This window comes from Roseateles sp. P5_E4 (genome assembly GCF_054049255.1).
Window position 1 is genome coordinate 201,972 of the sequence record NZ_JBFUMS010000006.1, and the last position, 23,387, is coordinate 225,358.

Annotated in this window: 25 protein-coding genes; 18 read left to right on the top strand and 7 right to left on the bottom strand. The window is 67.8% G+C overall.

Annotation, left to right across the window (positions count from 1 at the left end):
- Window positions 1-3: 3 nt before the first annotated feature.
- Window positions 4-435 carry a DUF1841 family protein gene (locus ACXJLH_RS13865; protein ID WP_457444711.1) on the top strand — a complete coding sequence of 144 codons (432 nt, stop codon included), beginning with the start codon at window positions 4-6 and terminating at the stop codon, window positions 433-435.
- 212 nt (window positions 436-647) lie between these two features.
- A complete protein-coding gene (locus ACXJLH_RS13870) occupies window positions 648-1,004 on the top strand; it encodes a hypothetical protein (protein ID WP_457444713.1) in 357 nt (118 codons plus the stop codon).
- 117 nt (window positions 1,005-1,121) lie between these two features.
- Here ACXJLH_RS13870 and ACXJLH_RS13875 read toward each other — a convergent pair whose 3' ends face one another.
- From ACXJLH_RS13875 to flgA, 3 genes are all read right to left on the bottom strand, one after another.
- The gene (locus tag ACXJLH_RS13875; protein ID WP_056199123.1) at window positions 1,122-1,511 is read right to left on the bottom strand and encodes a hypothetical protein; all 390 of its coding nucleotides are present in this window, start codon (window positions 1,509-1,511) and stop codon (window positions 1,122-1,124) included.
- A gap of 3 nt (window positions 1,512-1,514) precedes the next feature.
- Entirely contained in the window at window positions 1,515-1,847 is a 333-nt protein-coding gene (flgM, locus tag ACXJLH_RS13880) for a flagellar biosynthesis anti-sigma factor FlgM (RefSeq protein ID WP_056199125.1), read from the bottom strand.
- Window positions 1,848-1,985: 138 nt separating this feature from the next.
- The gene (gene flgA / locus ACXJLH_RS13885) at window positions 1,986-2,696 is read right to left on the bottom strand and encodes a flagellar basal body P-ring formation chaperone FlgA (RefSeq protein WP_457444715.1); all 711 of its coding nucleotides are present in this window, start codon (window positions 2,694-2,696) and stop codon (window positions 1,986-1,988) included.
- Between the two features lie 158 nt (window positions 2,697-2,854).
- On the opposite strand from flgA, the gene flgB reads away from it, so the two are divergent.
- The 9 genes from flgB (at window position 2,855) to ACXJLH_RS13930 (ending at window position 9,078) form a co-directional block, all read left to right on the top strand.
- A complete protein-coding gene (gene flgB, locus ACXJLH_RS13890) occupies window positions 2,855-3,268 on the top strand; it encodes a flagellar basal body rod protein FlgB (protein ID WP_056199128.1) in 414 nt (137 codons plus the stop codon).
- A gap of 13 nt (window positions 3,269-3,281) precedes the next feature.
- Window positions 3,282-3,698, top strand: a complete 417-nt coding sequence (gene flgC / locus ACXJLH_RS13895) for a flagellar basal body rod protein FlgC (RefSeq protein ID WP_056199131.1) — start codon at window positions 3,282-3,284, stop codon at window positions 3,696-3,698.
- A 16-nt stretch (window positions 3,699-3,714) separates the two neighbouring features.
- Complete coding sequence (locus ACXJLH_RS13900; RefSeq protein ID WP_056199134.1) at window positions 3,715-4,356, top strand: flagellar hook assembly protein FlgD; 642 nt, start codon at window positions 3,715-3,717, stop codon at window positions 4,354-4,356.
- A gap of 28 nt (window positions 4,357-4,384) precedes the next feature.
- Window positions 4,385-5,731 (top strand): flagellar hook protein FlgE, encoded by a 1,347-nt coding sequence (gene flgE, locus ACXJLH_RS13905; RefSeq protein ID WP_457444717.1) that lies wholly within the window; start codon window positions 4,385-4,387, stop codon window positions 5,729-5,731.
- A gap of 22 nt (window positions 5,732-5,753) precedes the next feature.
- Complete coding sequence (locus ACXJLH_RS13910; protein ID WP_082532750.1) at window positions 5,754-5,972, top strand: hypothetical protein; 219 nt, start codon at window positions 5,754-5,756, stop codon at window positions 5,970-5,972.
- The gene (gene flgF / locus ACXJLH_RS13915) at window positions 5,960-6,691 is read left to right on the top strand and encodes a flagellar basal-body rod protein FlgF (protein WP_457354225.1); all 732 of its coding nucleotides are present in this window, start codon (window positions 5,960-5,962) and stop codon (window positions 6,689-6,691) included. The genes ACXJLH_RS13910 and flgF overlap by 13 nt, the downstream gene beginning before the upstream one ends.
- 2 nt (window positions 6,692-6,693) lie before the next feature.
- Window positions 6,694-7,476 carry a flagellar basal-body rod protein FlgG gene (gene flgG, locus ACXJLH_RS13920; RefSeq protein WP_457324129.1) on the top strand — a complete coding sequence of 261 codons (783 nt, stop codon included), beginning with the start codon at window positions 6,694-6,696 and terminating at the stop codon, window positions 7,474-7,476.
- A gap of 119 nt (window positions 7,477-7,595) precedes the next feature.
- Window positions 7,596-8,273, top strand: coding sequence for a flagellar basal body L-ring protein FlgH (locus tag ACXJLH_RS13925; protein ID WP_056199147.1), 678 nt, complete (start codon window positions 7,596-7,598; stop codon window positions 8,271-8,273).
- A 76-nt stretch (window positions 8,274-8,349) separates the two neighbouring features.
- The gene (locus tag ACXJLH_RS13930) at window positions 8,350-9,078 is read left to right on the top strand and encodes a hypothetical protein (RefSeq protein ID WP_457444719.1); all 729 of its coding nucleotides are present in this window, start codon (window positions 8,350-8,352) and stop codon (window positions 9,076-9,078) included.
- On the opposite strand, the gene ACXJLH_RS13935 is transcribed toward ACXJLH_RS13930, so the two are convergent.
- The 4 genes from ACXJLH_RS13935 to ACXJLH_RS13950 form a co-directional block, all read right to left on the bottom strand.
- Window positions 9,068-10,336, bottom strand: coding sequence for an amidohydrolase (locus ACXJLH_RS13935; protein ID WP_457444721.1), 1,269 nt, complete (start codon window positions 10,334-10,336; stop codon window positions 9,068-9,070). The two genes, ACXJLH_RS13930 and ACXJLH_RS13935, sit on opposite strands and share 11 nt — an antisense overlap.
- Before the next feature lie 48 nt (window positions 10,337-10,384).
- Window positions 10,385-11,314: a glucosamine inositolphosphorylceramide transferase family protein gene (locus ACXJLH_RS13940; protein WP_457444723.1), complete on the bottom strand. Its 930-nt coding sequence runs from the start codon at window positions 11,312-11,314 to the stop codon at window positions 10,385-10,387.
- Window positions 11,314-12,405, bottom strand: a complete 1,092-nt coding sequence (locus ACXJLH_RS13945) for a glycosyltransferase (protein ID WP_457444725.1) — start codon at window positions 12,403-12,405, stop codon at window positions 11,314-11,316. The genes ACXJLH_RS13940 and ACXJLH_RS13945 overlap by 1 nt, the downstream gene beginning before the upstream one ends.
- A 344-nt stretch (window positions 12,406-12,749) precedes the next feature.
- Window positions 12,750-13,148 (bottom strand): DUF4148 domain-containing protein, encoded by a 399-nt coding sequence (locus tag ACXJLH_RS13950; RefSeq protein ID WP_056199163.1) that lies wholly within the window; start codon window positions 13,146-13,148, stop codon window positions 12,750-12,752.
- A gap of 151 nt (window positions 13,149-13,299) precedes the next feature.
- Here ACXJLH_RS13950 and ACXJLH_RS13955 point away from each other — a divergent pair, with 151 nt between their 5' ends.
- The 7 genes from ACXJLH_RS13955 (at window position 13,300) to ACXJLH_RS13985 (ending at window position 23,296) form a co-directional block, all read left to right on the top strand.
- Window positions 13,300-14,481 carry a flagellar basal body P-ring protein FlgI gene (locus ACXJLH_RS13955; protein WP_082532752.1) on the top strand — a complete coding sequence of 394 codons (1,182 nt, stop codon included), beginning with the start codon at window positions 13,300-13,302 and terminating at the stop codon, window positions 14,479-14,481.
- On the top strand, window positions 14,481-15,353 hold the full coding sequence (gene flgJ, locus ACXJLH_RS13960) for a flagellar assembly peptidoglycan hydrolase FlgJ (RefSeq protein WP_457444727.1): 873 nt from the start codon (window positions 14,481-14,483) through the stop codon (window positions 15,351-15,353). The genes ACXJLH_RS13955 and flgJ overlap by 1 nt, the downstream gene beginning before the upstream one ends.
- 173 nt (window positions 15,354-15,526) lie before the next feature.
- Entirely contained in the window at window positions 15,527-17,509 is a 1,983-nt protein-coding gene (flgK, locus tag ACXJLH_RS13965) for a flagellar hook-associated protein FlgK (protein ID WP_056199168.1), read from the top strand.
- A 3-nt stretch (window positions 17,510-17,512) separates the two neighbouring features.
- Window positions 17,513-18,796, top strand: a complete 1,284-nt coding sequence (gene flgL / locus ACXJLH_RS13970; RefSeq protein ID WP_457354237.1) for a flagellar hook-associated protein FlgL — start codon at window positions 17,513-17,515, stop codon at window positions 18,794-18,796.
- Between the two features lie 157 nt (window positions 18,797-18,953).
- Window positions 18,954-20,138 (top strand): EAL and HDOD domain-containing protein, encoded by a 1,185-nt coding sequence (locus ACXJLH_RS13975; protein WP_457392282.1) that lies wholly within the window; start codon window positions 18,954-18,956, stop codon window positions 20,136-20,138.
- 41 nt (window positions 20,139-20,179) lie between these two features.
- The gene (locus ACXJLH_RS13980) at window positions 20,180-22,657 is read left to right on the top strand and encodes a sensor histidine kinase (RefSeq protein ID WP_457444729.1); all 2,478 of its coding nucleotides are present in this window, start codon (window positions 20,180-20,182) and stop codon (window positions 22,655-22,657) included.
- 9 nt (window positions 22,658-22,666) lie between these two features.
- Window positions 22,667-23,296: a response regulator gene (locus ACXJLH_RS13985; protein ID WP_056199180.1), complete on the top strand. Its 630-nt coding sequence runs from the start codon at window positions 22,667-22,669 to the stop codon at window positions 23,294-23,296.
- Window positions 23,297-23,387 lie beyond the last annotated feature (91 nt).

Consider the following 23,387-nt stretch of genomic DNA (forward strand, 5'->3'; position numbering starts at 1 on the left):
GTCATGTTCGCCCCATCCCAGCTCGAAGTCCGGCGCTTCTTCTGCGCCACCTACCGCAAGTGGCGCGACGGCGCGCCGTTGATCCCGATGGAAGCCCTTGCAGCGGACTGGATCGCCGAGCATCCGGAGTACCACGCCGATCTCGCCGACGAAGCCGCAGCGCTGGAGAAGGTCTACACGGTGGAGGAAGGGCGCGCCAACCCCTTCCTGCATCTGTCCATGCATCTGACCATCACCGAGCAACACGCCATCGACCAGCCCTCGGGCATCCGCCAGGCCATCGACCTGCTGGCTGCCAAGCGCAATTCCCGCCACGAGGCCCACCATGTCGCCATGGAAGCCCTGGGGGAAATGGTGTGGGCGTCCCAGCGAAGCGGCTTGCCGCCGGATGGGCACGCCTATCTGGACAAGGTGCGCCAGGCGGCTACCCGCTGAGCCCGGTCAGCATCGGAATAAATTCGATATTTTTTTGGGCACAACAGCTTATTCAGGTCGTTGATTGTTTTCCTTTTCTGAACGACGCGTTGCTGCGACCCTGGTGTTTCTACCGAGTCGCACTGCCTAGAGTTCAGCCCATGGACACCGCGGTCGCGATGCCCAAGCAAACCAGGCGGAACTACCCGCCACGGAACTTGAAGGAAATCATCATGAACAAGCTGTCTACCGTCTTTGCCGCCGCCCTGCTGATCGCTGCCGGCGCCGCCTCCGCACAAACAACCCGCGAATCCGTCATCGCCGACCTCGTGGCCGCCCGCAACAGCGGCGAACTGGCTGCCCTCCAAGGTGAGAAGGGTGTCGAAGCGACGACGCCGGCCACCGCCAAGGCTGCCGCCGTCGCGGCCGTCAAGCTGCCCCGTCAGGCCATCCTGACGGTCAGAGCGACCGACCTGCAGGTCGAGCAGACCGCAGCGCTGGCCGCCGACCATGGCGAGAACGCCGCTCGCGAGCTGGGCGATTTCCCGGCCCCGGTCGTGCGCCGCGCCACTGCCCTGGCAGCCAAGTAAGCGGAGCCCTGCACCATGACGAGCGGCCCTCCGGGGCCGCTCTTCTTTTTTGGCGCTTGTGGAGCGACAAGGCACAAAAAAGCCACCCGCAGGTGGCTTCCTGTATTCAGCGACCGATCAGGCCTGGTAGCTGCCGCCGCCGACGCTGCGGCGCTCGGCCTTGCCGCCAGCGCCATACAGGCCGGTGGGCTCGCTCGGGATCAGCACGTCCAGCGCACGATCCAGTGAAGCATTGCCGCGGGCCAGGGCTTCGCGCTGGGCGGCCAGCAGGCCGCCGGCACGCACAAGGCGGTTGCGCAGGGCGCTGGGCACGCTGCCGGTGCGGGCGGCTTCGCTGAAGTTCTGCACGGCGCGGGCCAGGTGCTGGTGCAGCTCGGCGGCATGCTGTTCGATGGCCGTCGCGTCGCGGCGGGCCAGCGCATCACCGAGCTGGTTCAGCGCAGCCTCGACAGCCAGCAGAGGCTGTTCGAGTTCGGTGCCGAGGGTGGACGGAGCGATGGCGGTCATGGTTCAGTGCTTATTGACGCGGCTGTCCAGCAATTCTTGCGCATTTGAGACCAGCTTGTCGGCGATGGCGTTCGCGTTGACCGTGAACTTACCCTCACTGATGGCCTTGGAGATGCGTGCGACCTTGGCGGCGTCAAAGCTGCCGTCGTCGGCGCTGCCACTGGCAGCCAGCTTGGCGGTGTTGGAAATGGCGACCTGGGCGCTGGGCGCAGAGGTCGCGGCTTGGGCGGTCTGACGGACGACATCGGCCGTGCCGGCAGCCTCGGGCTTGCGCGAGGCGGGGCGCTCGGCCTTGGGCGGGCTGGCGGTGCCGTCAGGGCTGTTACCGATCTTCATGAGCTTCTCCAGGGTGCGGGGCGGGCCCCGCAGAGGGCATTGCAGGGGAGTTTCCTCCTGTATCGGCCCCGGGCCTAGGAACTTGAGCGGGAATTGGCCGGTTTTTCCGGCCAGTTCTCAAGATTCGTGGCAGTTTGCTCATAGCAACACATCCACGCGGCGTTCGCCGACTGCTCGGCCGCTGGCGACGCGACCACTCTCAAACCTCACCCTGACCTCCTGGCCCTCGATGCCCGCCGACAGAGCCTGCGCCTCGGAGGCGACGGCAAATCCCTCACCCGCAACCCGGACCTGCACGGTCTCTCCGGCGGCAAACCATTGGCGCGACTTCAGCGCCGGCGCGCGCACCGCCTCGGCGGCGCCCAGCGGGCGAGCCAGCGTGCGGCCGATCAGCAGGGCCGGATCCGTGAAGACGGCGCCGGGCTCGGCAGCGATGTCGATATCGGCCACGGCCAGCTGTTCTTGAGACAAATTCACACCAGCCGGCAGCGGGCCGCTGGCGACAACGGCGCGGCCAAAGACGGCAACGCGTATTGGCAGCGTGACATTCCAGCGCGCCACGCCATCGGTGCAGCGCAGGCCGATGCGGCTTTTGCCCCAGACGGCCATGCCGGGCGGCAGATAAGGCTGGATCTGCTGGCAGGGCGCCAGGCGCAGCCGGGCGTCAAGTACGCCGATCTCAACGGCCACACGAGTATTGGGGGGTGCCGCGGCGCGCGCGGCCGCCTCGGCCAGCACGCGCACCCGCTCCACCAGCGCCGGATCAAGCACCGACGCAGGCACGGTCTGCGCCAGGCCGGGATCGGCCGAGAGCAGCATGCAGACAAGGAGCAGGGTGGCACGAAGCATGGCCGCCACTCTAGAGAGGGGCCGGCAGTCCCTAGGTCGGAATTGAACGGCTTTGCCCCCGTTTATCCCGCTCATGTTTTCGGAGCTGCTCCAGACAATTTGCGAGAAGAGCCATCCCGGCCCTTCAGCTCGAAAGCAACCTCGAAAGAGGCCCCCAGATGTTGAACCGATTGACAGACACGCTGAACTTCCAGACCCAGGCGCTCACGCTGCGGGCGGAGCGTCAGCGCCAGCTCGCCAGCAACATCGCCAACGCCGACACGCCAGGCTATCAGGCTCGCGACATGGACTTCGCCAAGGCCCTGCGTGAAGCCACCGGCGAGATCGGCACGCCCGGCGCTCTTGCCGCAACGCAGCGCGGCCACATCGCACCGCTGGCCGGTGCGCGCGGCGAGAGCGGCAAGGAATACGCGCTGCAGTCCCAGACCAGCCTGGACAGCAACGGTGTCGACATGGACCGCGAGCGTGCCAGCTTCGCGGACAACTCGGTGAAGTACGAGGCGACGCTGCGCTTCATCAACGGCGCCGTACGCACGACGCTGGATGCGATGAAGTCGCACAACCAGAGCTGAGGAGAGCTGAACCATGTCCATGTTCCAGATCTTTCACGTCGCCGGCAGCGCGGTCAGCGCCCAGAGCCAGCGCCTCAACGTCGTGGCCAGCAACCTGGCCAACGCCGATACCGTGGCCGGCCCGGACGGCCAGGCCTACAAGGCGCGCCAGGTGGTCTTCCAGACCCAATTGATGGGCGCCGGCAACGACAGCGGCAGCGCCGGCGTGCGCGTGACCAGCGTCACCGAGGACCAGACCCCCGGCCGCCGCGTGCACGACCCCAAGCATCCGCAGGCCGATGCCGACGGCTATGTGACCTATTCCAACGTGAACCCGGTGGAAGAGATGGTCAACATGATCTCGGCGTCGCGCTCCTACCAGAACAACATCGAGGTGATGAGCACGGCCAAGAACCTGCTGCTCAAGACCTTGCAACTCGGCCAGTCCTGACCGCTGAAAGCCCGCCATGGACATCACCGCACTCAACGGCAGCACGACGGGCACGCCCACCGTTTCCGCCAAGAACGCCGCCGAAACCCAGGACCGCTTCCTGAAGCTGCTCGTCGCGCAGATGAACAACCAGGACCCGCTCAACCCCATGGACAACGCGCAGGTGACGAGCCAGATGGCGCAGATCCAGCAGGTGACGAGCCTGTCCACGCTGGACACCAGCATCAAGAGCCTGGGCGGCCAGCTCGGCCAGATGCAGGCCCTGCAGTCCATCTCGCTGGTGGGCCGCGAGGTCAGCGTGCCCAGCGACAAGATCCAAGTCGAGAACGGTGCTGCCGACGGCAGCTACGAGCTCGACGGCGCGGCCCAGACCGTGAAGCTGGAGATCCTCGGCGGGGCCGGCAATGTCATCGACACCGTGCAGCTCGGTGCCCAGGGCTCGGGCCGCCAGACCTTCTCCTGGCCCGCCGGCACCAAAGTGCCTGAGGGCACCGAAGTCAAGTACCGCATCACCGCAGCCAACGGCGCCAAGGCCGTCACGTCCACGCTCTACGCCCACGACAAGGTGGACGCCGTCTACAGCGAGAACGGCAGCCTCAAGCTCAATCTCGAACGCCTCGGCCCCGTGGACTACACGGCCGTCTCCTCGGTCAACTGATCACCTCTCCCGCAAGCAAGGACTCCCCATGAGCTTCCAGCAAGGCCTTTCCGGGCTCAATGCCGCCTCCAAGAACCTGGACGTCATCGGCAACAACATCGCCAACTCCGGCACCTTTGGCGCCAAGGGTTCACGGGCCGAGTTCTCCGACGTCTACGCCGCGGCGCTGAACGGCGCTGGTGCCAACCAGGTCGGCATCGGCACCAGCCTGCAGTCCGTCGCCCAGCAGTTCACCCAGGGCAATATCACGACGACCGAAAACCCGATGGACCTCGCCATCAACGGCGGCGGCTTCTTCCAGGTCAGCGACGGCGTGAACCCGACGCGCTACACCCGCAACGGCCAGTTCAAGGTCAGCAAGGATGGCTTCATCGTCAACAACGACGGCCTCAAGCTGATGGGCTATCCGGCCAACGGCGCCGGTGTCATCCAGCCTGGCACGGCCCAACCGCTGCAGCTGCCCACCGGCGGCATCCCGCCCGCCGTGACGACCAAGGTCAGCATGGAGCTCAACCTCGACTCCCGCCTGAAGGCCACCGCCCCCGGTGGCGGCACGGGCACCGGCATGGACCTGAAGGACAGCGCGACCTACAACAACGCGACGTCCATGACGGCCTATGACGCCAAGGGCCAGGACGTCGCCGTGACCTTCTACTTCCAGCGCGCGACCGACCCCAGTGGCGCCGTGCCGCCCAACGACGTCTGGAACGTCTACGCGACAGCCAACGGCACGCCCTTCGATACCGACGCTTCCGGCAACGCCATCCCGCTGGATGCCAACGGCAACCCGACGATCCCCTACACCACCGTCACCTTCCCGCCCACCGGCGGCGCGCCTTCGGCAATAGCCGGCAGCGCGACGACACCGCCCGGCACGATCTCCATGACCGTGCCGGCCGGCACCAGCACGCGAGGCAACCCGACGCTGGCGATTTCCGGCATCCAGCTCGACCTGACCGGCGCAACCGAGAACGGCAGCAGCTTCGCGGTGACCAACCTGACCCAGGACGGCTACGCGCCGGGCCAGCTGACCGGCATCCAGGTCGCCAACGACGGCATCGTCCAGGCCCGCTATTCCAACGGCCAGAGCAAGCCGGCCGGCCAAGTCGAGCTCGCCAGCTTCCGCAACCCGCAAGGCCTGCAGACCATGGGCGGTAACGTCTGGATCCGCACCGTCGCCTCCGGTGACGCGGTCGTCGGCGTGCCGGGTGACGGCAACATGGGCGCGCTGCAGTCCGGCGCGCTGGAGGAAAGCAACGTCGACCTGACCGCCGAGCTCGTCAACATGGTGACGGCCCAGCGGGCCTATCAGGCCAATGCACAGACGATCAAGACGCAGGACCAGGTCCTGCAGACCATCGTCAACCTGCGCTGATCACGACGGCTGAGGACGCGCGATGGACCGCATGATCTACCTCTCGATGGCGGGCGCGAAGGCGGCCATGCAACGGCAGGACGTGCTCTCGCAAGGGATGACCCACCCCCGAAGCGCCTTCGGCGCTCCCCCTCAAGGGGGCGCCGCCCGTGGCCCGGCAAAGCCGGTTCCACGGCGGCCGCTTGAGGAGGTGCGGCGCTGGCGCGCGCACCAAGCAAAGGAGCGCACATGGACCGCATGATCTACCTCTCGATGGCGGGCGCGAAGGCGGCCATGCAACGGCAGGACGTGCTCTCGCACAATCTTGCCAACGTCACCACGAATGGTTTTCGGGCGGAACTGCAGGCCTTTCGCGCCGTGCCGGTGCGCGGCGACGGCGCCTCCACGCGCGCCTTCGCGCTGGAAACCACCATCGGCTACAACGATGCCCAGGGGCCGCTGACGCCGACTGGCCGCAACCTCGACGTTGCCATGCAGGGCAATGCCTGGCTGGCCGTGCAGGCCAATGACGGCACCGAGGCCTACACCCGCGCCGGCTCGCTGGACGTGAACGCCGAAGGCATCCTCGTCATGCGCAACGGCATGCCGGTGCTGGGCGACGGCGGGCCGATCAACGTGCCAGCCAACAGCGAGGTGGCCATCGGCAGTGACGGCACCGTCAGCGCCAAGGCACCGAACCAGAAACCGACCACGGTGGGCCGGCTCAAGCTCGTCACGCCCGAAGCGGCCAACCAACTCACGCGCGGGGACGACGGCTTGTTCCGCGCTCTAGAGGGCGACCTGCCTGCCAACCAGGCCGCTCGCCTGCAGGACGGAGCGCTGGAAGGCTCCAACGTCAGCCCGGTCGAGACCATGGTCGCCATGATCGCCGCGGGCCGCCAGTTCGAGCAGCAGATGAAGCTCTTGCAGATCGCGCAGACCCAGGGTCAGCAGTCCGCCAAACTTTTAGGGAGTACCTGACCATGATGCGCTCACTCTGGATCGCCAAGACCGGCATGGAAGCCCAGCAAACCCAGCTGGACAACATCTCGCACAACCTCGCCAACGTCGCCACCAATGGCTACAAGCGCTCGCACGCCGTCTTCGAGGACCTGATCTACCAGAACATGCGCCAGGCCGGTTCCAACAGCACCGACCAGACCACGCTGCCCACTGGCCTGCAGGTCGGCCTGGGCGTGCGCCCGGTGGCCACGGCACGCATCTATACGCAGGGCAATCTGCAGCAGACCAGCAACAACCTGGACCTGGCCATCAAGGGCGACGGCTTCTTCCAGATCCAGCAGCCCGATGGCACGACCGCCTACACACGCGACGGCTCGTTCCAGCTCAATGCCAATGGTCAGATGGTCACCAACAACGGCTACACGCTGCTACCCGGCATCACCATTCCCGCCAACGCGCAGAGCTTGACCATCGGCAACGACGGCACTGTCAGCGTCACCCTGCCCGGCCAGGCCGCGGCGCAGACCGTCGGCCAGTTGCAGCTCGCCACCTTCGTCAATCCGGCCGGCCTGGACCCCAAGGGCCAGAACCTGTTCACCGAGACGGCCGCTAGCGGCACGCCCAACACCGGCTCGCCCAACAACAACGGCATTGGCGCGGTGCAACAGGGCTTCGTCGAGACCTCCAACGTCAACGTCGTCGAGGAACTGGTGCAGATGATCCAGACCCAGCGCGCCTACGAACTCAATTCCAAGGCCGTGCAGACCTCCGACCAGATGCTGCAGAAGCTCGCCCAGATCTAGCACCCCCCGTAGCGCTCGCGCGCTCCCCCAGGGCGCGCGCCAGCGGCCCGGCAAAGCCGGTTCCGCGGCGCCGCTGGATGAGCGGCCTGCTCCGCGGCCTTATGAATGGACAAGTTGTCATGAAAATCGTTGCACTCACTGGACTCCTGGTCGCCACCGCCCTGCTCGCCGGCTGCGCCACGCCCTACCCCGAGCCCCAGGTCGAGCTGGCCCACACGCCGGTCGTCAACCTGCCGCCGGTGCAGGCCATGGCGCCCACCAATGGCTCCATTTACCAGGCCGCTGCCTACCGCCCGCTGTTCGAGGACCACCGCGCCCGCCTCGTCGGCGACACGCTGACGGTCAACATCACCGAACGCGTCTCGGCTTCGCAGACGAGCACCAGCGAGCTGAGCAAGACGGGCAGCCTGTCGGCCGGCATCACCGCGGTGCCGGGCATCTCGCCCAAGGCATTCGGCAGGGCCAGCGCCGAGGCCACATCGGCCAATGACAACAAGGGCAAGGGCAGCAACCAGAACACCAACGAGTTCACCGGCGCCATCACGGCCGTCGTCACCGGCGTGCTGCCCAACGGCCATCTGATGATCAGCGGCGAAAAGCAGATCGGCGTGAACCGCAATGTCGACGTGCTGCGCTTCTCCGGTCAGGTCGATCCGCGCATGATTGCCCAGGGCAATGCGGTGCCGTCGACCTCGGTCGCCAACGTGCGCATCGAGCAGCGCGGCCGCGGCGCGGCGGCGGATGCCCACGCCGTGGGCTGGCTGTCGCGCTTCTTCCTGAACCTCGCGCCGAGCTGACTCACACCGCCGCCCGTCCCTTGCGCCTAACATCGGCGCAAAGGGAGAAGAAAAAGCGCGCGGCGGGGTGAGGGACATGGAGTTGTGGCGGCGTCGTGAAGCCGGCCTGGCAGTTCTGGCCTGGCTGCCGCTGGCAGCGGCGGCCGCGCCGCCCCTGCGCTTTGCCACCGATGCCAATGATCAGAGTGGCCTGTCGCCAGCCGTCCGCACACTGCTGAGGCACGCCTTGGCTTCGCTGGGCCATGAGGTGCAGTTCGAACCACTGCCTCTGCGCCGCTCGCTGGTCATGACCGAGCAAGGCCTGCTGGATGGCGAAACCATGCGCATCCGCGCCGTCGCCGAAGAACATCCCACGCTGCTGCTCGTGCCGGTGCCACTGGCCACGATGGAGGTGCGGGGCTATGTGCGGCGCGGCGAAGCCATGCCGACCGACCTGAATTCGCTGACGGCCTGGCGGGTCGGCTATCCGCGTGGCGTCATTGCGCTCGAGAAGCTGCTGGCCGACGCGCCACGCCGTGTCGACGCCACCACCCGGCAAGATCTGCTGCGCCTCTTGCGCCTTGGCACCATCGATCTGGCCTTGTTTGCGTCGACGGCCGGCGAGCCCGACATCGACACCGACCAGACCGACGGCCTCGTCAGGCTGCCCGCCGCACTGCACTCGACGCCGCTCTACGCGCTGCTGAACGGCCGCCACCGGGCATTGCTGCCACAGCTGACCAAGGCGTTGCAGCAGATGGAGGCCAGCGGCGAGTCCGCCAGGCTGCGTAGCACGGCCTGGGCGGCGAGCGCCGTCAAGCCCTGACGGACTCGAGGTAGTCCACGGCCAGACTGGCCAGTGCGCGCACGCCCACCTCGAGCCCGCGCTCATCGACGATGAAGCGCGGCGAGTGGTTGGAGTAGGCCTTGGTCGGCTCGATCTCCGGCGGCGTCACGCCGACAAAGAAGAAGAGGCCAGGGATCAGGCGCTGGAAAAAGGAGAAGTCCTCTGCGCCCGTTGCCTTGGGCACGACCTCAATGCCCATGGGCCTTGGGCCGGTGCTGGCGACGCGGGTCAGCGTCGGCACCATCTGCTCGGTCAGCACAGGGTCGTTGCGCGTGACCGGGTAGTTGCGCGTGATGCAGACCTTACACGTCGCGCGTGACGCAGCCGAAATGCCCTCGGCCAGCTGGGTCACGCGCTCATGGATGGCCTCACGCATGCCCTCGTCGAAGCTGCGGATCGTGCCGCGCATCTCGACGGAGTCCGGGATGATGTTCTCGCGCACGCCGCCCTTGATCGCGCCGATGGTCACGACGGCCGGTTCTCTGTTCAGGTCGAGCGTGCGGCTGACGATGGTCTGCAGGCCCAGCACGATCTGCGCCGACGTGACGATGGGATCGATGCCCAGCCAGGGCGCGGCGCCATGGGTCTGCTTGCCCTGCACGGTGATCTTGAGCTTGTCGCTGCTCGCCATCGTCGGCCCCGGGCGGTAGCCAATCACGCCCGCCTGCTGGCGCGAGGTGACATGCAGGCCGAAGATGGCGCTGGGCGTCGGGTTCTCCAGCACACCTTCCTTGATCATCAGCGCCGCCCCGCCCTCCTCGCCTTCGGGGGGCATCTCCTCGGCCGGCTGGAAGATGAATTTGATCGTGCCGGGAAGGTCGGCGCGCAGACTGGCCAGGATGCTGGCCACGCCCATCAGGATGGCGACGTGGCAGTCATGCCCGCAGGCATGCATGACGCCGACCTCCTCACCGTTCCATACCGCGCGAGCCTTGGATGCGAACGGCAGCTCCACTTCTTCGGTGACCGGCAGGCCATCCATGTCGGCCCGCAGCGCGACAACACCACCGGCCAGGCCGCCCTTGAGCAGCCCGACGACACCCGTGTGGGCGACGCCCGTCTTGACCTCGTCAAAGCCCAGGCTGCGCAGATGCTCGGCGACGACGGACGCGGTGCGGAATTCGCGGTTGCCGAGCTCGGGGTGCTGGTGCAGGTCACGCCGCCAGGCGATGACCTGGGGCTCCAGGGCCGCCGTCAGCGCGGCGATGCGCTCGCTAAAAGGAGGCTGGGGGCTCATGAAGAGCCATGGTAGACCTGTGCGGCCCGGGTGTGTGCGGGCGGCGTCTCAGCGATCCAACAGGCGCCCTATCCGTGTAAAGCGACGTTTCAAATCCAACCACTGCTTGCCGCGCGAGCGGTCGATGCGCTTCACGTCGATGAGCGTGTAACCGCCGCAGCCCGTCAGTGTGTGCAGGCCGGCCTGGTGGCTGTCGCTGACCAGATCGCCGGTCAGCCGCTCCAGGCTCGCCTCGATCTCGACCTGCCCGGGCGTCAGGCGTGGAAAACGCAGCAGGCGCGTCGCGCCGCCATAGCCGGTCGAGCAGTCCTGCACCGGAAGGGTCAGCACGCCGTCACGGCCGATGAAGGGCCGGCCGGCCGGGCGGGCGCCTTCGCGGTTCACGCGCACCGGGTTGGCAGCCAATGGCACCCAGGGCCCGAACAATGCCGGCGCATGGGCCATGTGCAGTTCACGCTGGTCGCGCGCTCCCGGCCCGACCAGGGTGTAAAACATCCACCAGCGCCCCTCATGCTCGATGATGGACGCATCCGCCCCGGGCAGGCCGCCCAGCAAGGCGCATTCGCGTTCCCAGTGATTGAGGGATCTGTCGCAGGCGCGGTAGAGGGCGATCTCACCGGCCTGGTAGCTCTCCGGCACCATCCAGGTCTCGCCGTCGTGCTCGAAGACCTGGGGATAGGACAGGTGGAAGGGCCGGTCCAGCACCGTCGACTGGCGGCGCCAGGCCAGGTCAGGGAGGCCGAACTCGTGGCGCTCGATGGTGGCACGCTTGACGCGGTAGTCGAAGGCCTCGACGAACACGTGCAGGGCGTCCCCACGCACCAGGCCGAAAGGGTCCGCCAGGTAGCGCCAGCGGCCGGCATCGGGCAACCATGTGATGCGCTCCCGCGCGGCGCTCAGCCGGCGGGCATCGATGTCTTCAATGGGAACAGGGACGATGCCGACCTGCCAGAAGTCGGTGCGCGGCCGCTTGAACATCAAACGTGCCAGGCGGCGTGAGCTTCATCCTCAGCGTCGAAGCCCCTGGCCCGGGCAGCCCGATGGAGCATCACGTCGCGATAAAAGCCCAGCGTGCGGGCAACCGCATTGGTGCGATCGTAGGCCGCCGTCGCGTAACGCACGCTGCGCTCCTGAGGAAGCAGGCTGCGCAGCCGGACCAGTTCCTCGGCCATCGCATGGCCCAGAGCGTGGGCATCACCCACCGGCACCAACCGGGCGGGCTGCCCGGCCAGCATCTCCCGTGGGCCCTGGGTGGCGCTGGACAGCACGGCGCACCCGGCGCGCATGGCCTCCAGGATGGCGAGCGGAAAAGCCTCCTCACGCGACGGTGACACGAAGAGATCGAAGGATTTCAATGCCTGATCAACATCGCTGCGAAAACCCAGCAGGCGCACACGCGAGTCGCCCGCAGCCAGTTCCTTCAGCGCGGCCTCGTCCGGCCCTTCGCCCAGGATGGCCAGCACGGCATCGGCCGGTGCATGAGCCCTGAAGCCGGCGATCAGCAAGTCCATGCCCTTGCTGCGGTGCAGGCGGCCCACGCTGCCGACCAGCAGCTGGCCGGGTGCCAGACCGAGCTCGGCGCGCAGATCGGTGTGACGGGCGGCGGCCGCGGCGTCGCGCTCCGGCGCCCAGTTGTAGATGACGCTGGCCAGCGCTTCACGCTCAGGCAGGCTCTCGTACTGGGCGCGATTCACGCAGATGAGGCCGTCCATGCGTGCATGGTGATGAGCCTTGTAGCCGACGTGCAGGGTGCCGACGCGGGTCGAAGGCCGGGCGTGCGCGACGGCCTTGCAGGCCGGGCCGAGGTGGCCATGGCAGACATCGGCCGCCAGCCGGCGCGCCAGGTTGGCCACTCGCCAGCCGCGCAGCAGCGGCAGTTTCAGCCCGTGGAAGCGCACCGCGGGAGCCAACGCAGCGGCAACAACGGAATTGGCTGTGCCAATGACGTGGACACGATGGCCCAGCGTGGCCTGGGCATTGGCGAGGTCGATGCAATGCCGTTCACCGCCCGCGATGCGGGATGAAAACACGACATGAACCAGGGTCAACGGTTCGAAGGGCGGGGGCATGGCAGGTCTTGCAACTGAATGCAGCTCGAATCGGTAAGCAAAACTTTACCGATATACACATTCAGAAACCTGTCACCGCCCCTCCGCAAACGGGTGCCGCTAAGCTCCCAATTGCTCTCAAACGTCCGCAATTGGCGGGAATGCGGGAAAACGTTTAGCAGTCCCGGGGAGCCGGCGGAGACATCGCGGCCTCGGTCTATCTACGGCGGGCCGGAAGTCGGGATTGACAGGATCTCACGCACGCAGGTCTAAGGGCTTAGCCGGACCTTGCAGACGGCAACGGAAAATGCCCGACCAAGCGGTCGGGCATCCATGTCCGGATTGCCCCGACAGGGCTGCAGGGCTCAGCGCATCTTGCTGACCCACTCGTTGCGCTGCTCGTCGTAGCGATACATCATCAAAAAGCGCAGCGTCTCCATGTTGACCTGCTCGCGCGTCAGCGTGCTCATGTCGCGCGGCGCCTTGATCGGCACCCAGCTGCCGACGGTGTCGTCGTAGACATTCATGCGCAGGAACTGGTCGCGCATCGCCAGAACCTCGGCACGCGACATGACACCCTTGGGCGGCTCCATGCCGGACTTCAGCACCCACATGCCGGTGAGTTCGTCCCAACGCATCAGGGCCAGGAAGGTGTCGCGCTCCATCTTGACCTGTTCGCGAGTCAGGCCCTGGGCCTGACTGGGGGCAGAAAAGGCAGCAAGCGAGGTGGCCAGCACGAGGGTCAGCAGGGAAAGGCGTGTCATGTCAGTCTCCAAAAGGGACGGTGGAAGAGAGGTTGCTGTGCTGACTGGGCGCCTCAGTGCTCACAGGTGGTGAGTGGTCGGGCGAAGGTCGCCGGCCTTACAGCCTCGGCGGGGTGTGAAAAATACCCGCGGCTCATGGCGGCCACGACCAATGGTTCAGAAAAGCGGGGCTGACCGCGCCCTTTTCGTCGGCTTCGCGGGCTCAAGGATCCGCAGAATCGGTCGAGTGAAGTACCTGCAAGCCCTCCTCCTCAGCCTGGCCGTCGTGCTGGCGCCCGTTGCCCCTGCCCATGCCGCGCGCATCAAGGAGGTCGCCTCGGTCGCCGGCGTGCGTTCCAACCCTTTGACCGGCTACGGCTTGATCGTTGGTCTGGACGGCACGGGCGACCAGACGACGCAGGCGCCCTTCACCGGCCAGAGCCTGACGGCGATGCTGCAGCAGTTCGGCGTGCTGCTGCCCCAGGGCGTCACGATGCAGCCGCGCAATATCGCCGCTGTCATGGTGACGGCCTCGCTGCCGCCTTTTGCCCAGCCCGGCCAGCAGCTGGACATCAACGTCTCTTCCATCGGCAATGCCAAGAGCCTGCGCGGCGGCACGCTGATCGCCACGCCCCTGCGCGGCGCCGATGGCCAGATCTACGCGATCGCCCAGGGCAACCTCGTGGTCGGCGGCGCAGGCGCTTCCGCCGGCGGCTCCAAGGTGCAGATCAACCACCTCAGCGCCGGCCGCATCCCGGCAGGCGCCCTCGTCGAGCGCTCGGTACCCACGCCCCTGTCCCAGGGCGACAGCATCCAGCTCGACCTGAACAGCAGCGACTACGCCACCGCGCGCGCCGTCGCCCAGGCCATCAACAAGGCCAAGGGCGCGGGCATCGCCCAGGCGCTGGACGGCCGTGTCGTGCGCGTGAAGGCGCCGTCCACGCCCGACGAACGCGTCGGCTTCCTGGCCGACGTCGAGAACCTCTCCATCGACATGGCGACGCCCGCGGCCCGCATCGTCATCAATGCGCGCACCGGCTCCATCGTCATGAACCAGGCCGTCACGCTGTCTTCCTGCGCCGTCGCGCACGGCAGCCTGTCGGTGACCATCAGCTCCACACCGATCATCAGCCAGCCCAACGCACTGTCCGGCGGCCAGACCACGGTGGCCGAGAAGGCCGACATCTCCATCCGCCAGGAGCCCGGCAGCCTCATCCAGCTGGCCGCCGGCGCGCGCCTGGCGGACGTGGTCAAGGCCCTGAACTCCCTCGGCGCGACACCTCAGGATCTGCTCGCGATCCTGCAGGCCATGAAGAGCGCGGGCGCCCTCAACGCCGAGCTCGAGGTGATCTGATGTCGTCGTCGTTCCAGTCCATTTCCGGCCAGAGCCTGGGCAGCCTCGATTCGCTGAAGGCCCAGGCCTCGCGCGACCCCAAGGCGAGCATCCGTGAGACGGCCAAGCAGTTTGAGTCGCTCTTCATGCAGGAAGTCATGAAGAGCATGCGCGCGTCCACCCTGTCCAGCGGCATGCTGGACAACAACGCGACCCAGCTCGGCACCGAAATGCTGGACACGCAGTTCGCCGGCAAGATGAGCGGCCTGCCCGGCGGCCTGTCGGAGGCGATCCAGAAGCAGCTGCAGCGCCAGATGGGCATCCAGGACCTGTCGCCCGAGAACATCAAGAAGAACAGCCAGACGACGCTGGCCCAGGCCCTGCCGGCCCTGGCCACCAAGGGCATCCCCAACCACGTGCAGGGCTTCATCCAAAAGCACGATGCCGCGGCCCGCTCCGCGTCAACCGCCACCGGCATCCCGGCCAGCTTCATGGTGGCCCAGGCCGCCCACGAGAGCGGCTGGGGCAAGCGCGAGATCACCGGCGCCGACGGCACGCCTTCGCACAACGTCTTTGGCATCAAGGCCACGCCGGGCTGGAAGGGCAAGACCGTCGACGTGAGGACGACCGAGGTCATCAATGGCCAGGCCGTCAAGGTCACGGCCAAGTTCCGCGCCTACGGCAGCTACGACGAGGCTTTCAAGGACTACGCCAAGCTGATCAGCGGCAACGACCGTTATGCCAAGGTCGTGGCGCAAGCCCAGAACGGCAATGCCGCCGGCTTTGCCCGCGGCCTGCAGCAAGCGGGTTACGCCACCGACCCGGCCTATGCCGAGAAGCTGGCGAAGACCATCCAAACCACCCAGCGCGTGCAAAGCACGCTCATGGCCTGATATGACGCCCCTCGCCCAAGAAGAATCTTGGTCGGTCCCCCGCGGGGACGGCGATGCTTGCCGGTTCGACCGGCAAGCACATCGCCAGCGCGGGCCGGCTAGGGAGCGGCCCGGCGCTCGGCCCGCAAATCTGATGCACCGCAACTGCCGCGTGCGCGGAACGGAGAACTGAAATGGCCGGCTTGCTCACTCTCGGCGCCCGCGCGATGTTCGCCAACCAGGCGGCGTTGCAGACCATCGGCCAGAACATTGCCAACGCCAACACGCCGGGCTATTCGCGCCAGTCCGTGGTGCTGACAACCTCGGCCGGCCAATACACCGGTGCCGGCTTCTTCGGCAAGGGCGTGGACGTGCAGACCGTCGTGCGTTCGCACAACGAGTTCCTGACCAAGGAGGCCGCCTCCTCCAAGGCCACTGCCATGGCCGATTCCACCCGCGCCGAGCAACTGGCGCGCATGGAGAAGATCTTTCCGCCCGGCACCGAGGGCCTGGGCTATGCCGCCAGCCAGTTCCTGAACGCCATGGTCGACGTGACCAGCCGCCCCAACGACCCGTCGGCGCGCCAGGTCGCCCTGGGCCGGGCCAACGAGCTGGCCGTGCGCTTCTCCAACGCCGGCCAGCAGGTCACCGATCTGCAGGCCGGCGTCGTCAGCGACCTCAAGGCCAATGTCGTCGTCGTCAACCAGCTCGCGCAGCAGATCGCCAACATCAACGACCAGATTTCCAAGACCCGCGGCAGCGGCCACACACCCAACGACCTGATGGACCAGCGCGAACGGCTGATCTCGCAGCTCGGTGAGCATGTGGCGGTGACGACGCTGGCCGCCGACGACGACACCGTCGGCGTCTTCATCGGCGGCGGCCAGCGCCTCGTGCTCGGCAACCAGGCCTCGTCGCTGCAGGTCTCGGCCGACGCCTACGACCCGCTGCGCGCCGTGGTGTCGCTGAACGAAGGCGGCCAGAGCCGGCCGCTGGACGAGAGCGTGCTGACCGGCGGCTCGATGACCGCGCTGCTGAGCTTCCAGAACAAGGATCTGCAGGACGCAAAGAACCTGCTGGGCCAGCTCGCAGCCGCCATCGGCACGCGCGTCAACGACCAGAACGCCCTCGGCCTGGACCTGTCCAATCCGCCCGGCAAGGGCGCAGCCATCTTCAGCGTCGCCGTCCCGAACGTGCTGCCGGCGGCCAGCAACCAGCGCAACCCCGGCGGTGGCTTCACCAACGGCGTCGCGGCCAGCATCGTCGACGCCAGCCAGCTGCAGGCCAGCAGCTACAAACTGAGCTCCAGCACGTCCGGCAGCTATGAGCTGACGCGCCTGTCCGACGGGCTGGTGCGCACCGTCAACGACGGCGACACCATCGATGGCTTCAAGATCGTCTTCACCCCTGCAGCGCCGGCCGCGGGTGAGAGCTTCCTCATCGAGCCCGTGGGTTCCGCCGCCGTCAACATGAAGCGCGTGCTGGACGCCCCCACGGGCATCGCTGCCGCGTCGCCGCTGACCGCTTCCACGAACGTCAACAACACCGGCACCCTCAGCGTCGACAGCATCTACGCGGTCAACCAGAACTTCGACCCGACCACGGCGCCCATGACCCTGCAGTTCGGTGCGCCCGATCCGGCCAACGCCAACAATGTGCAGTACACGCTGACGTTGGCCAACGGCAGCGTGCTCAGCGGCATTTGGAGCTCGGGCCAGCCCATCGGCAACCAACCCGCCGCCGGCATCGACCTCGGCTTCGAGCTGCGCACCAACGGCGTGCCGCGCAGCGGCGACAAGATCGCCATCGACCCGACGACCTACACCGCCACGAACAACGGCAACGCCAAGGCCTTCCTCAACATCCAGAGCGAAACCTTCGTCGGCCGCCAGGTGCTGGCTGGTGGCGGCTTCACGCCGGGTTCGACCATCAACGACACCTATGCCGCGGCGATGAGCGACATCGGCGCGCGCGTGCAGAGCGCCAACTACCTGTCCGACGTGTCCACCAGCGTCGCCGGCGATGCCGAGACCAGCCGCGCCGGCCAGGCCGGCGTCAACCTCGACGAGGAAGCCTCGCGGCTGATGCAGTTCCAGCAGGGCTACCAGGCCGCCGCCAAGGTGCTGCAGACAGCCCAGACCCTGTTCGACGAACTGATGCGAATTGCGCAGAGGTAATCCATGAGACTCGCTACCGCCAACCTCTTCGACGCGTCCATCGCCAATCTGCAGCGCCGGCAGAACGCGATGCAGACCCAGCAGGAGCAGCTGACCTCGGGCAAGCGCATCGCCCTGGCCAGCGACGACCCCACCGGCGCTGCGCGCGCCGAGCGGGCTCTGGCCTCCATCGGCCGCGTCGAGGCCAACCAGCGTGCACTGGAGGCCAGCCGCAACAGCATGACCCTGGGCGAATCGGCCCTGGGCGACGCCAACGAGCTGCTGCAGCAGGCCCGTGAAACCATGGTTTCGGCTGGCAATGCCAGCTATTCCGACGCCGAACGCCAGGGGCTGGCCACCAAGCTCAAGGGCATCCGCGACCAGTTGCTGGCCATCGCCAACCGTCCCGACGGCTCCGGCGGCTACATCTTCTCCGGCCAGGGCGCCTCCACCCCACCCTTCCTGGATCAAGCCGGCGGCGTCAGCTACATCGGCGTGCCCGGCAACATCCAGACCGGCAACCTCGACAACTTCCAGCTGACCATCGATGGCCGCGCCTCCTGGGAGCAGGCGGGCAGTGGCAATGGCTCCTTCGAGACGGCGCCGCGCACGCTGACCACCGACCCCACGACCGGCAAGTCCGTCGTGCAGCTGATCGACCCGGCCACCGGCGGCCCGCTGGTCAACGGCATCACCGGCAACGTGGCTTCGGGATGGATCGACAGCGGCCGCACCATCGACCCCAAGCTGCTGACCGGCCATAACTACCGTGTCGACATCGCCGGCGCCACGCCCTCGCAGACCTACACGCTGACCGACACCGACCTCGGCAGCGTCGTCTCCAGCGGCAGCTTCAAGCCGGGCCAGGCCATCACGGGCGACGGCATGGCCTTCACCGTTTCAGGCACGCCGGTCGACGGCGACGCCTTCGCCATCGCCGGCTCCAAGAACGGCCTCAAGGTCTTCGACGTCATCGACAAGGCCATCGCCGACCTCAACACCACGCAGCGCACCCCCACGCAGGTGACCCAGGCCAACACCACCAGCATCCGCGACATCGACGCCGTCATGGGCAATATGCAGAGCATGCGCAGCCAGGTGGGCGAACGTCTGAACAACCTCGACGGCACCGAAAGCCGCCTGGCCGCCTTGAAGCAGTACAGCGCCGAGGAAAAGAGCGCAGCCGAGGATCTGGACATGGTGCAAGGCATTTCCGACTTCCAGAACCAGCAGACCGGCTACGAAACGGCGCTCAAGACCTATGCCATGGTCCAGCGCATGACACTGTTCCAGTACATCCAGGGCTAGCCTCGCCCCGCTGCACGTGGCTTCAGGACGGCACCGCGCCGTCGGCTCCCATCTCTGGTGTGTCATCGCCTCGAATGAATTCGGTCACGAATCGTCCCGGTAGGGCGGCGGCGCTCGTGGCAGACTGCCGCATTCACCGCCAGCCCAGCGCCGCGCCATGTCCGACAACTCTCCCGCCGCTCTCGATCGCGCAATCCTGCCCGGTGTTGCCCTGGGCTATGCCCCCGTCATCGACCGCCAGCGCAACATCGCCGGCACACGGTTGACGCTGGTGCCGCTGCGCGCCGATGCCAGGACCGATCACGCCGAGCTGCTGGCCGCGCTGGCCGCGACCTGGCCCCAGGGCGGCGCCGTCATCAGCGCCCAGGGCGAAGCCCTGCTGGCCGCCCTGCTGGCCCAGCCGCCGGCCGAGCCGACCCAGATCGAGGTGCCGGCCTTCATCGCCGCTGATGCCGCGCACGGCGACGCCATCGCCGCGTTGAAGGCGGCTGGCCACAGGGGCCTGCTCAAGGGCCTGCCCAATGCACCGCTGCCGGCCGCCGTCGGCGCCGCCTTCAGGCAGGTGGTGCTGGAGCCCGGCCAGGCCGCGCCGGCCGGCGTTGCCGTCGTGCATGCCGGCGTGCGTGGCGCCGACGCCATCGACGCCAGCTTCAAGGCCGGCGCCGAAATCGTCATCGGCTGGCCCATGGACGGCCCTTACGAAGCGACCGCCGGCGCCGCCAAGACTGAGATCGCGGCCGACCTGCAGGTCATCATGGAGCTCATTTCGCGCGTCGACGAAGGCGAGGACGTCGAGCGCCTGGAGCAGACCTTGAAGCGCGACCCCAGCCTGGCCTTCAAGCTGCTGCGCTACATGAACTCGGCCGCCTTCGGCCTGCCGGTCGAGGTGTCGAGCTTCCGTCACGCCATCATGCTGCTCGGCTATGCGCGCCTGAAACGCTGGCTGGCCCTGCTGCTGACGACGGCCAGCAAGGACCACAGCATGCGCCCCATCATGTTCGGCGCCGTGCGCCGCGGCCTGCTGATGGAGGAATTTGCCGCCAGCATCGAAGACCGCGAGCAACGCGACGAGATGTTCATCTGTGGCCTGTTCTCGCTGCTGGACCACATGCTCAAGGCGCCGTTCGAGAAGTTGCTGCAAAGCATTCCCGTGCCCGAGCGTGTGCGCCAGGCCCTGGTGGACGACAGCGGCCCCTTCCACCCCTATCTGGAGCTGGTGCGCGCCATCGAATCCGAGAGCGTGTTCGACTACCGCGAACGCGCTGACGCGCTGATGCTCGGCGCCGGCGAGATCAACGCCTGCGTGCTGCGGGCCTTGCACAAGGCCACCCAGCTCGAATGAGCAAGGCGCCATTGCGGATCATCGGCTCGCCAGGCTGAGCCATGTTCGGCCCGCCCGCCTCCACTGCCCTGCTCGACCTCGTCGGCGACCCGGTGCTGACGTTACGGGCGGATCTGTCCGCACTGCGCGCCAATCCAGCGGCGCGCGAATGGCTGGGCGCCGACGCCGCCGAGGGCTGGCGGCTGCTTCGCCATGCCGCCGGAGCGCGGCTGGAAAGCTGGCTGCGCGAGGCTGCCCATGCCATCGACGCCGGTCGCGCGCCGCCACTTGCGCCACCGCTCAAGCTCGCCGACGGCCAGCGCGCCACGCTGCACCTGCTGCGCGAACGACCCAACTGGGTGCTGCATGCGCGCCTCAGCGCAGCCGACCCTGGCGAGCCACCGCTGGCCGAATGGCTGGCCCTGCTGCCCCTGCCGGCCCTGCTGGCCGATGCCGCCAGCGGCACGCTGCTGCGCCACAACGCCGCTTTTGCGGGCCTCTACGCCGGCGCCCCCCGCCACCTGAACGACCTGCCCGATCTGCTGCAGGCCCTGCTGGGTTGGCACCGCGGCATGCCGCTGCCGGCACTGACGGCGCAGCGCCCGCAGGACGGGCCGCTGATCACCGAGGCCGAGTACATCGACCCGCAGGGCCAGCACCGCTGGCTGCAGGCGCGGCTGCGCCTGTGGCGCCATGCCGGCCGCGCCCAGCTGCTGGCGGTGCTGGAGGACCACAGCACGCTGCATGAGCGCGACCTTGCCCACCAGCAGCTCGACGCGCTGATGGACACGGCCGCGGTGGGCCTGGCCACCTTCCAGCCCGAAGCCGGCTGGCTCAAGGCCCACCGCAAAGGCTCACCCTTCAAGACCGGCAGCAAACAGCCAGGTGGCACGACAGGCACGGCCGGCTCGCTGCAGGGCATCAGCCGCGAGATCGTCGAGCCCGCCTCCCTGCCCGAGTTCGAGCGCCTGCAGCGCGCGCTGAAAAAGGGTGACGCCGTCGAGGTGCGCTATGCCGTGCGCCATCCCGAGCTCGGCCGGCGCTGGCTGCTGACCCGCGTCGCGCCGGGCCTGCTGGCCGGCGGGCGGCGTTCCACCTCGGTCGTCACGCTCGACGTGACGGCCCAAGCCCAGGCCGAGAACGCGCTGCTGCTGCGTGCCGAGAGCGAACGCGCTGTGCTGGACTCCGTGCTGGTCGGCATCGTCACCGTCGGCCCCGACGGCATCGAGTGGATGAACCGCTCGGCGCGCCGCATGTTCGGCTGCGAACTCGAGGACGTGCAGGGCCAGCCCATGGGCGTGCTGGCGCCGGAGGATGACGAGCACGCCTTTCACACGGAGCCCGGCGCCGATGTGTTCGAGTGCCGGCTGCGCGGCCGCGACGGGCGCGAGTTCTGGGTCATCGGCAATGCGGTGCAGACGCAGCGAGAGGATGGCCCCGGCAAAGTCACTCAGCAGCTGACCTATGCCCTGCTGGACATCGACCGCCGCCGCCAGGCCGAGGCCCAGAGCCGGCTGGCCCAGGCATCGCTGGCCCGCATCATCGAAGGTGCGCCACTGGCCATCACGCTGCATGAGGCGCAGAGCCTGCGCATCGTCAAGCTCAACCACGCCGCCGCCACGCTCGCCGGCAGGCCCGAGGCCGCGATGCTGGGCGGCACGCCGGCGCAGCTCTTCGGCGACGAGCAGGGGGCGCAGGTGGTCGCCGACATGCGCGAGGCCCTGGAATCCCAGACCGTCGTGCAGCGGGAATACCACGTGCCGGCCGGCAACTCGACGCGCATCTGGGACGCGCGGCTGCTGCACCTGGCCGGTGTCGGCGGCGACGACACGCCCGAACTGCTGCTGCTCGTGGCCAGCGACGTCACCGAGCAGCGCGCCGCTGAGCAGGCCAGGCTGCAGGCCGCCATCTCGCAGCGTGAGCTGTTGGTGCGCGAGGTGCACCACCGCATCAAGAACAACCTGCAGGGCGTGGCCGGCCTGCTGCAGCAGATCGCCGTGCGCCGCCCCGAGGTGGCCGGGGTGCTGAAGGAGGCCGTCGGCCAGGTGCAGGCCATCGCCCAGGTCTATGGCCTGCAGGTCGGCGCCTCCGGGCCGCTGGTGCTCAAGCGGGTGTTCGACGCCATCGTCGGCTCGGTGCAGCGCATGCAGGGCCGCGTCATCACCACGGCCGCCGAGGGCGGCGCGCTGATGGAGGACTGGTGCCTGCCCGAGGCCGAGGCCATCCCGATCGCGCTCAGCCTCAACGAGCTGCTCGGCAATGCGCTGCGGCACAGCAACGGCGCCCAGGTGCGCTGCCAGCTCATCTGCGACATGGCCGGCATCACCGTCGAGATCGCCAACCCCGGCCGCCTGCCCGAAGGCTTTGCGCTGCAGAACGTCAAGAGCGGCGTGTCGGGCCTGGGCCTGGTGCGCGCCCTGCTGCCGCGGCGCAGCGCCATCCTGAGCCTGGAACAGCAAGGCGACGATGTCGTCTGCCGGCTGGAACTGATTCCACCGAGCGTGGTTCACAATCCGGCCATAAAACCAAGTTCTGGATAGAGGGGCACGGTGAGCAAGGGCAAGATCCTGGTCGTCGATGACGACCGTCTGGTACTGGCGACGCTGAGCTATGGGCTCACGCAGGCCGGCTTCGAGGTCATCGACGCCGACAACGGCGACGATGCCATCCTGCTCGCCCGCGAGCACCGACCCGAACTGGCCCTGCTGGACATCCGCATGGAAGGCCTGACTGGCTTCGATGTGGCCGCCTATCTGCGCGAATTCCTGCAGACACCCTTCATGTTCCTGTCCGCCTTCACCGACGAGGCGACAGTGGCCAAGGTCAAGGAGCTGGGCGCCGTTGCCTACCTCGTCAAGCCGCTGGACATCTCGCAAATCGTGCCCGCCGTCGAGGCCGCTTTTGCACGTTCAACCACGCGTTCGACGCCCCCCGTCGCCACCTCAGCCCCGGCGGCACCGGCCGCCATGGCCCAGGCTTTCGAGGCCCCCTCGGAATTGCCGTCCATGGACGTGACGGCCCTGGCAGTCGGCGTGTTGATGCACCGCTATTCCCTGCCACGCGACGAGGCGCTCGCCCGCCTGATGAGCCTGGCCTCCGCCGATGGCCACAGCCTGCCCGAGCAGGCACGGCGTGTCGTGGATGCGCTGGAGCTGCTGGCGCGCCCGGGCCAGAAGTGAGCCCCTCGTCCAAGGAATACCTTGGCCGGTCCCCCAGGGGGACGGCGATGCTTGCCGGATCGACCGGCAAGCACATCGCCTAAGGCGGGCC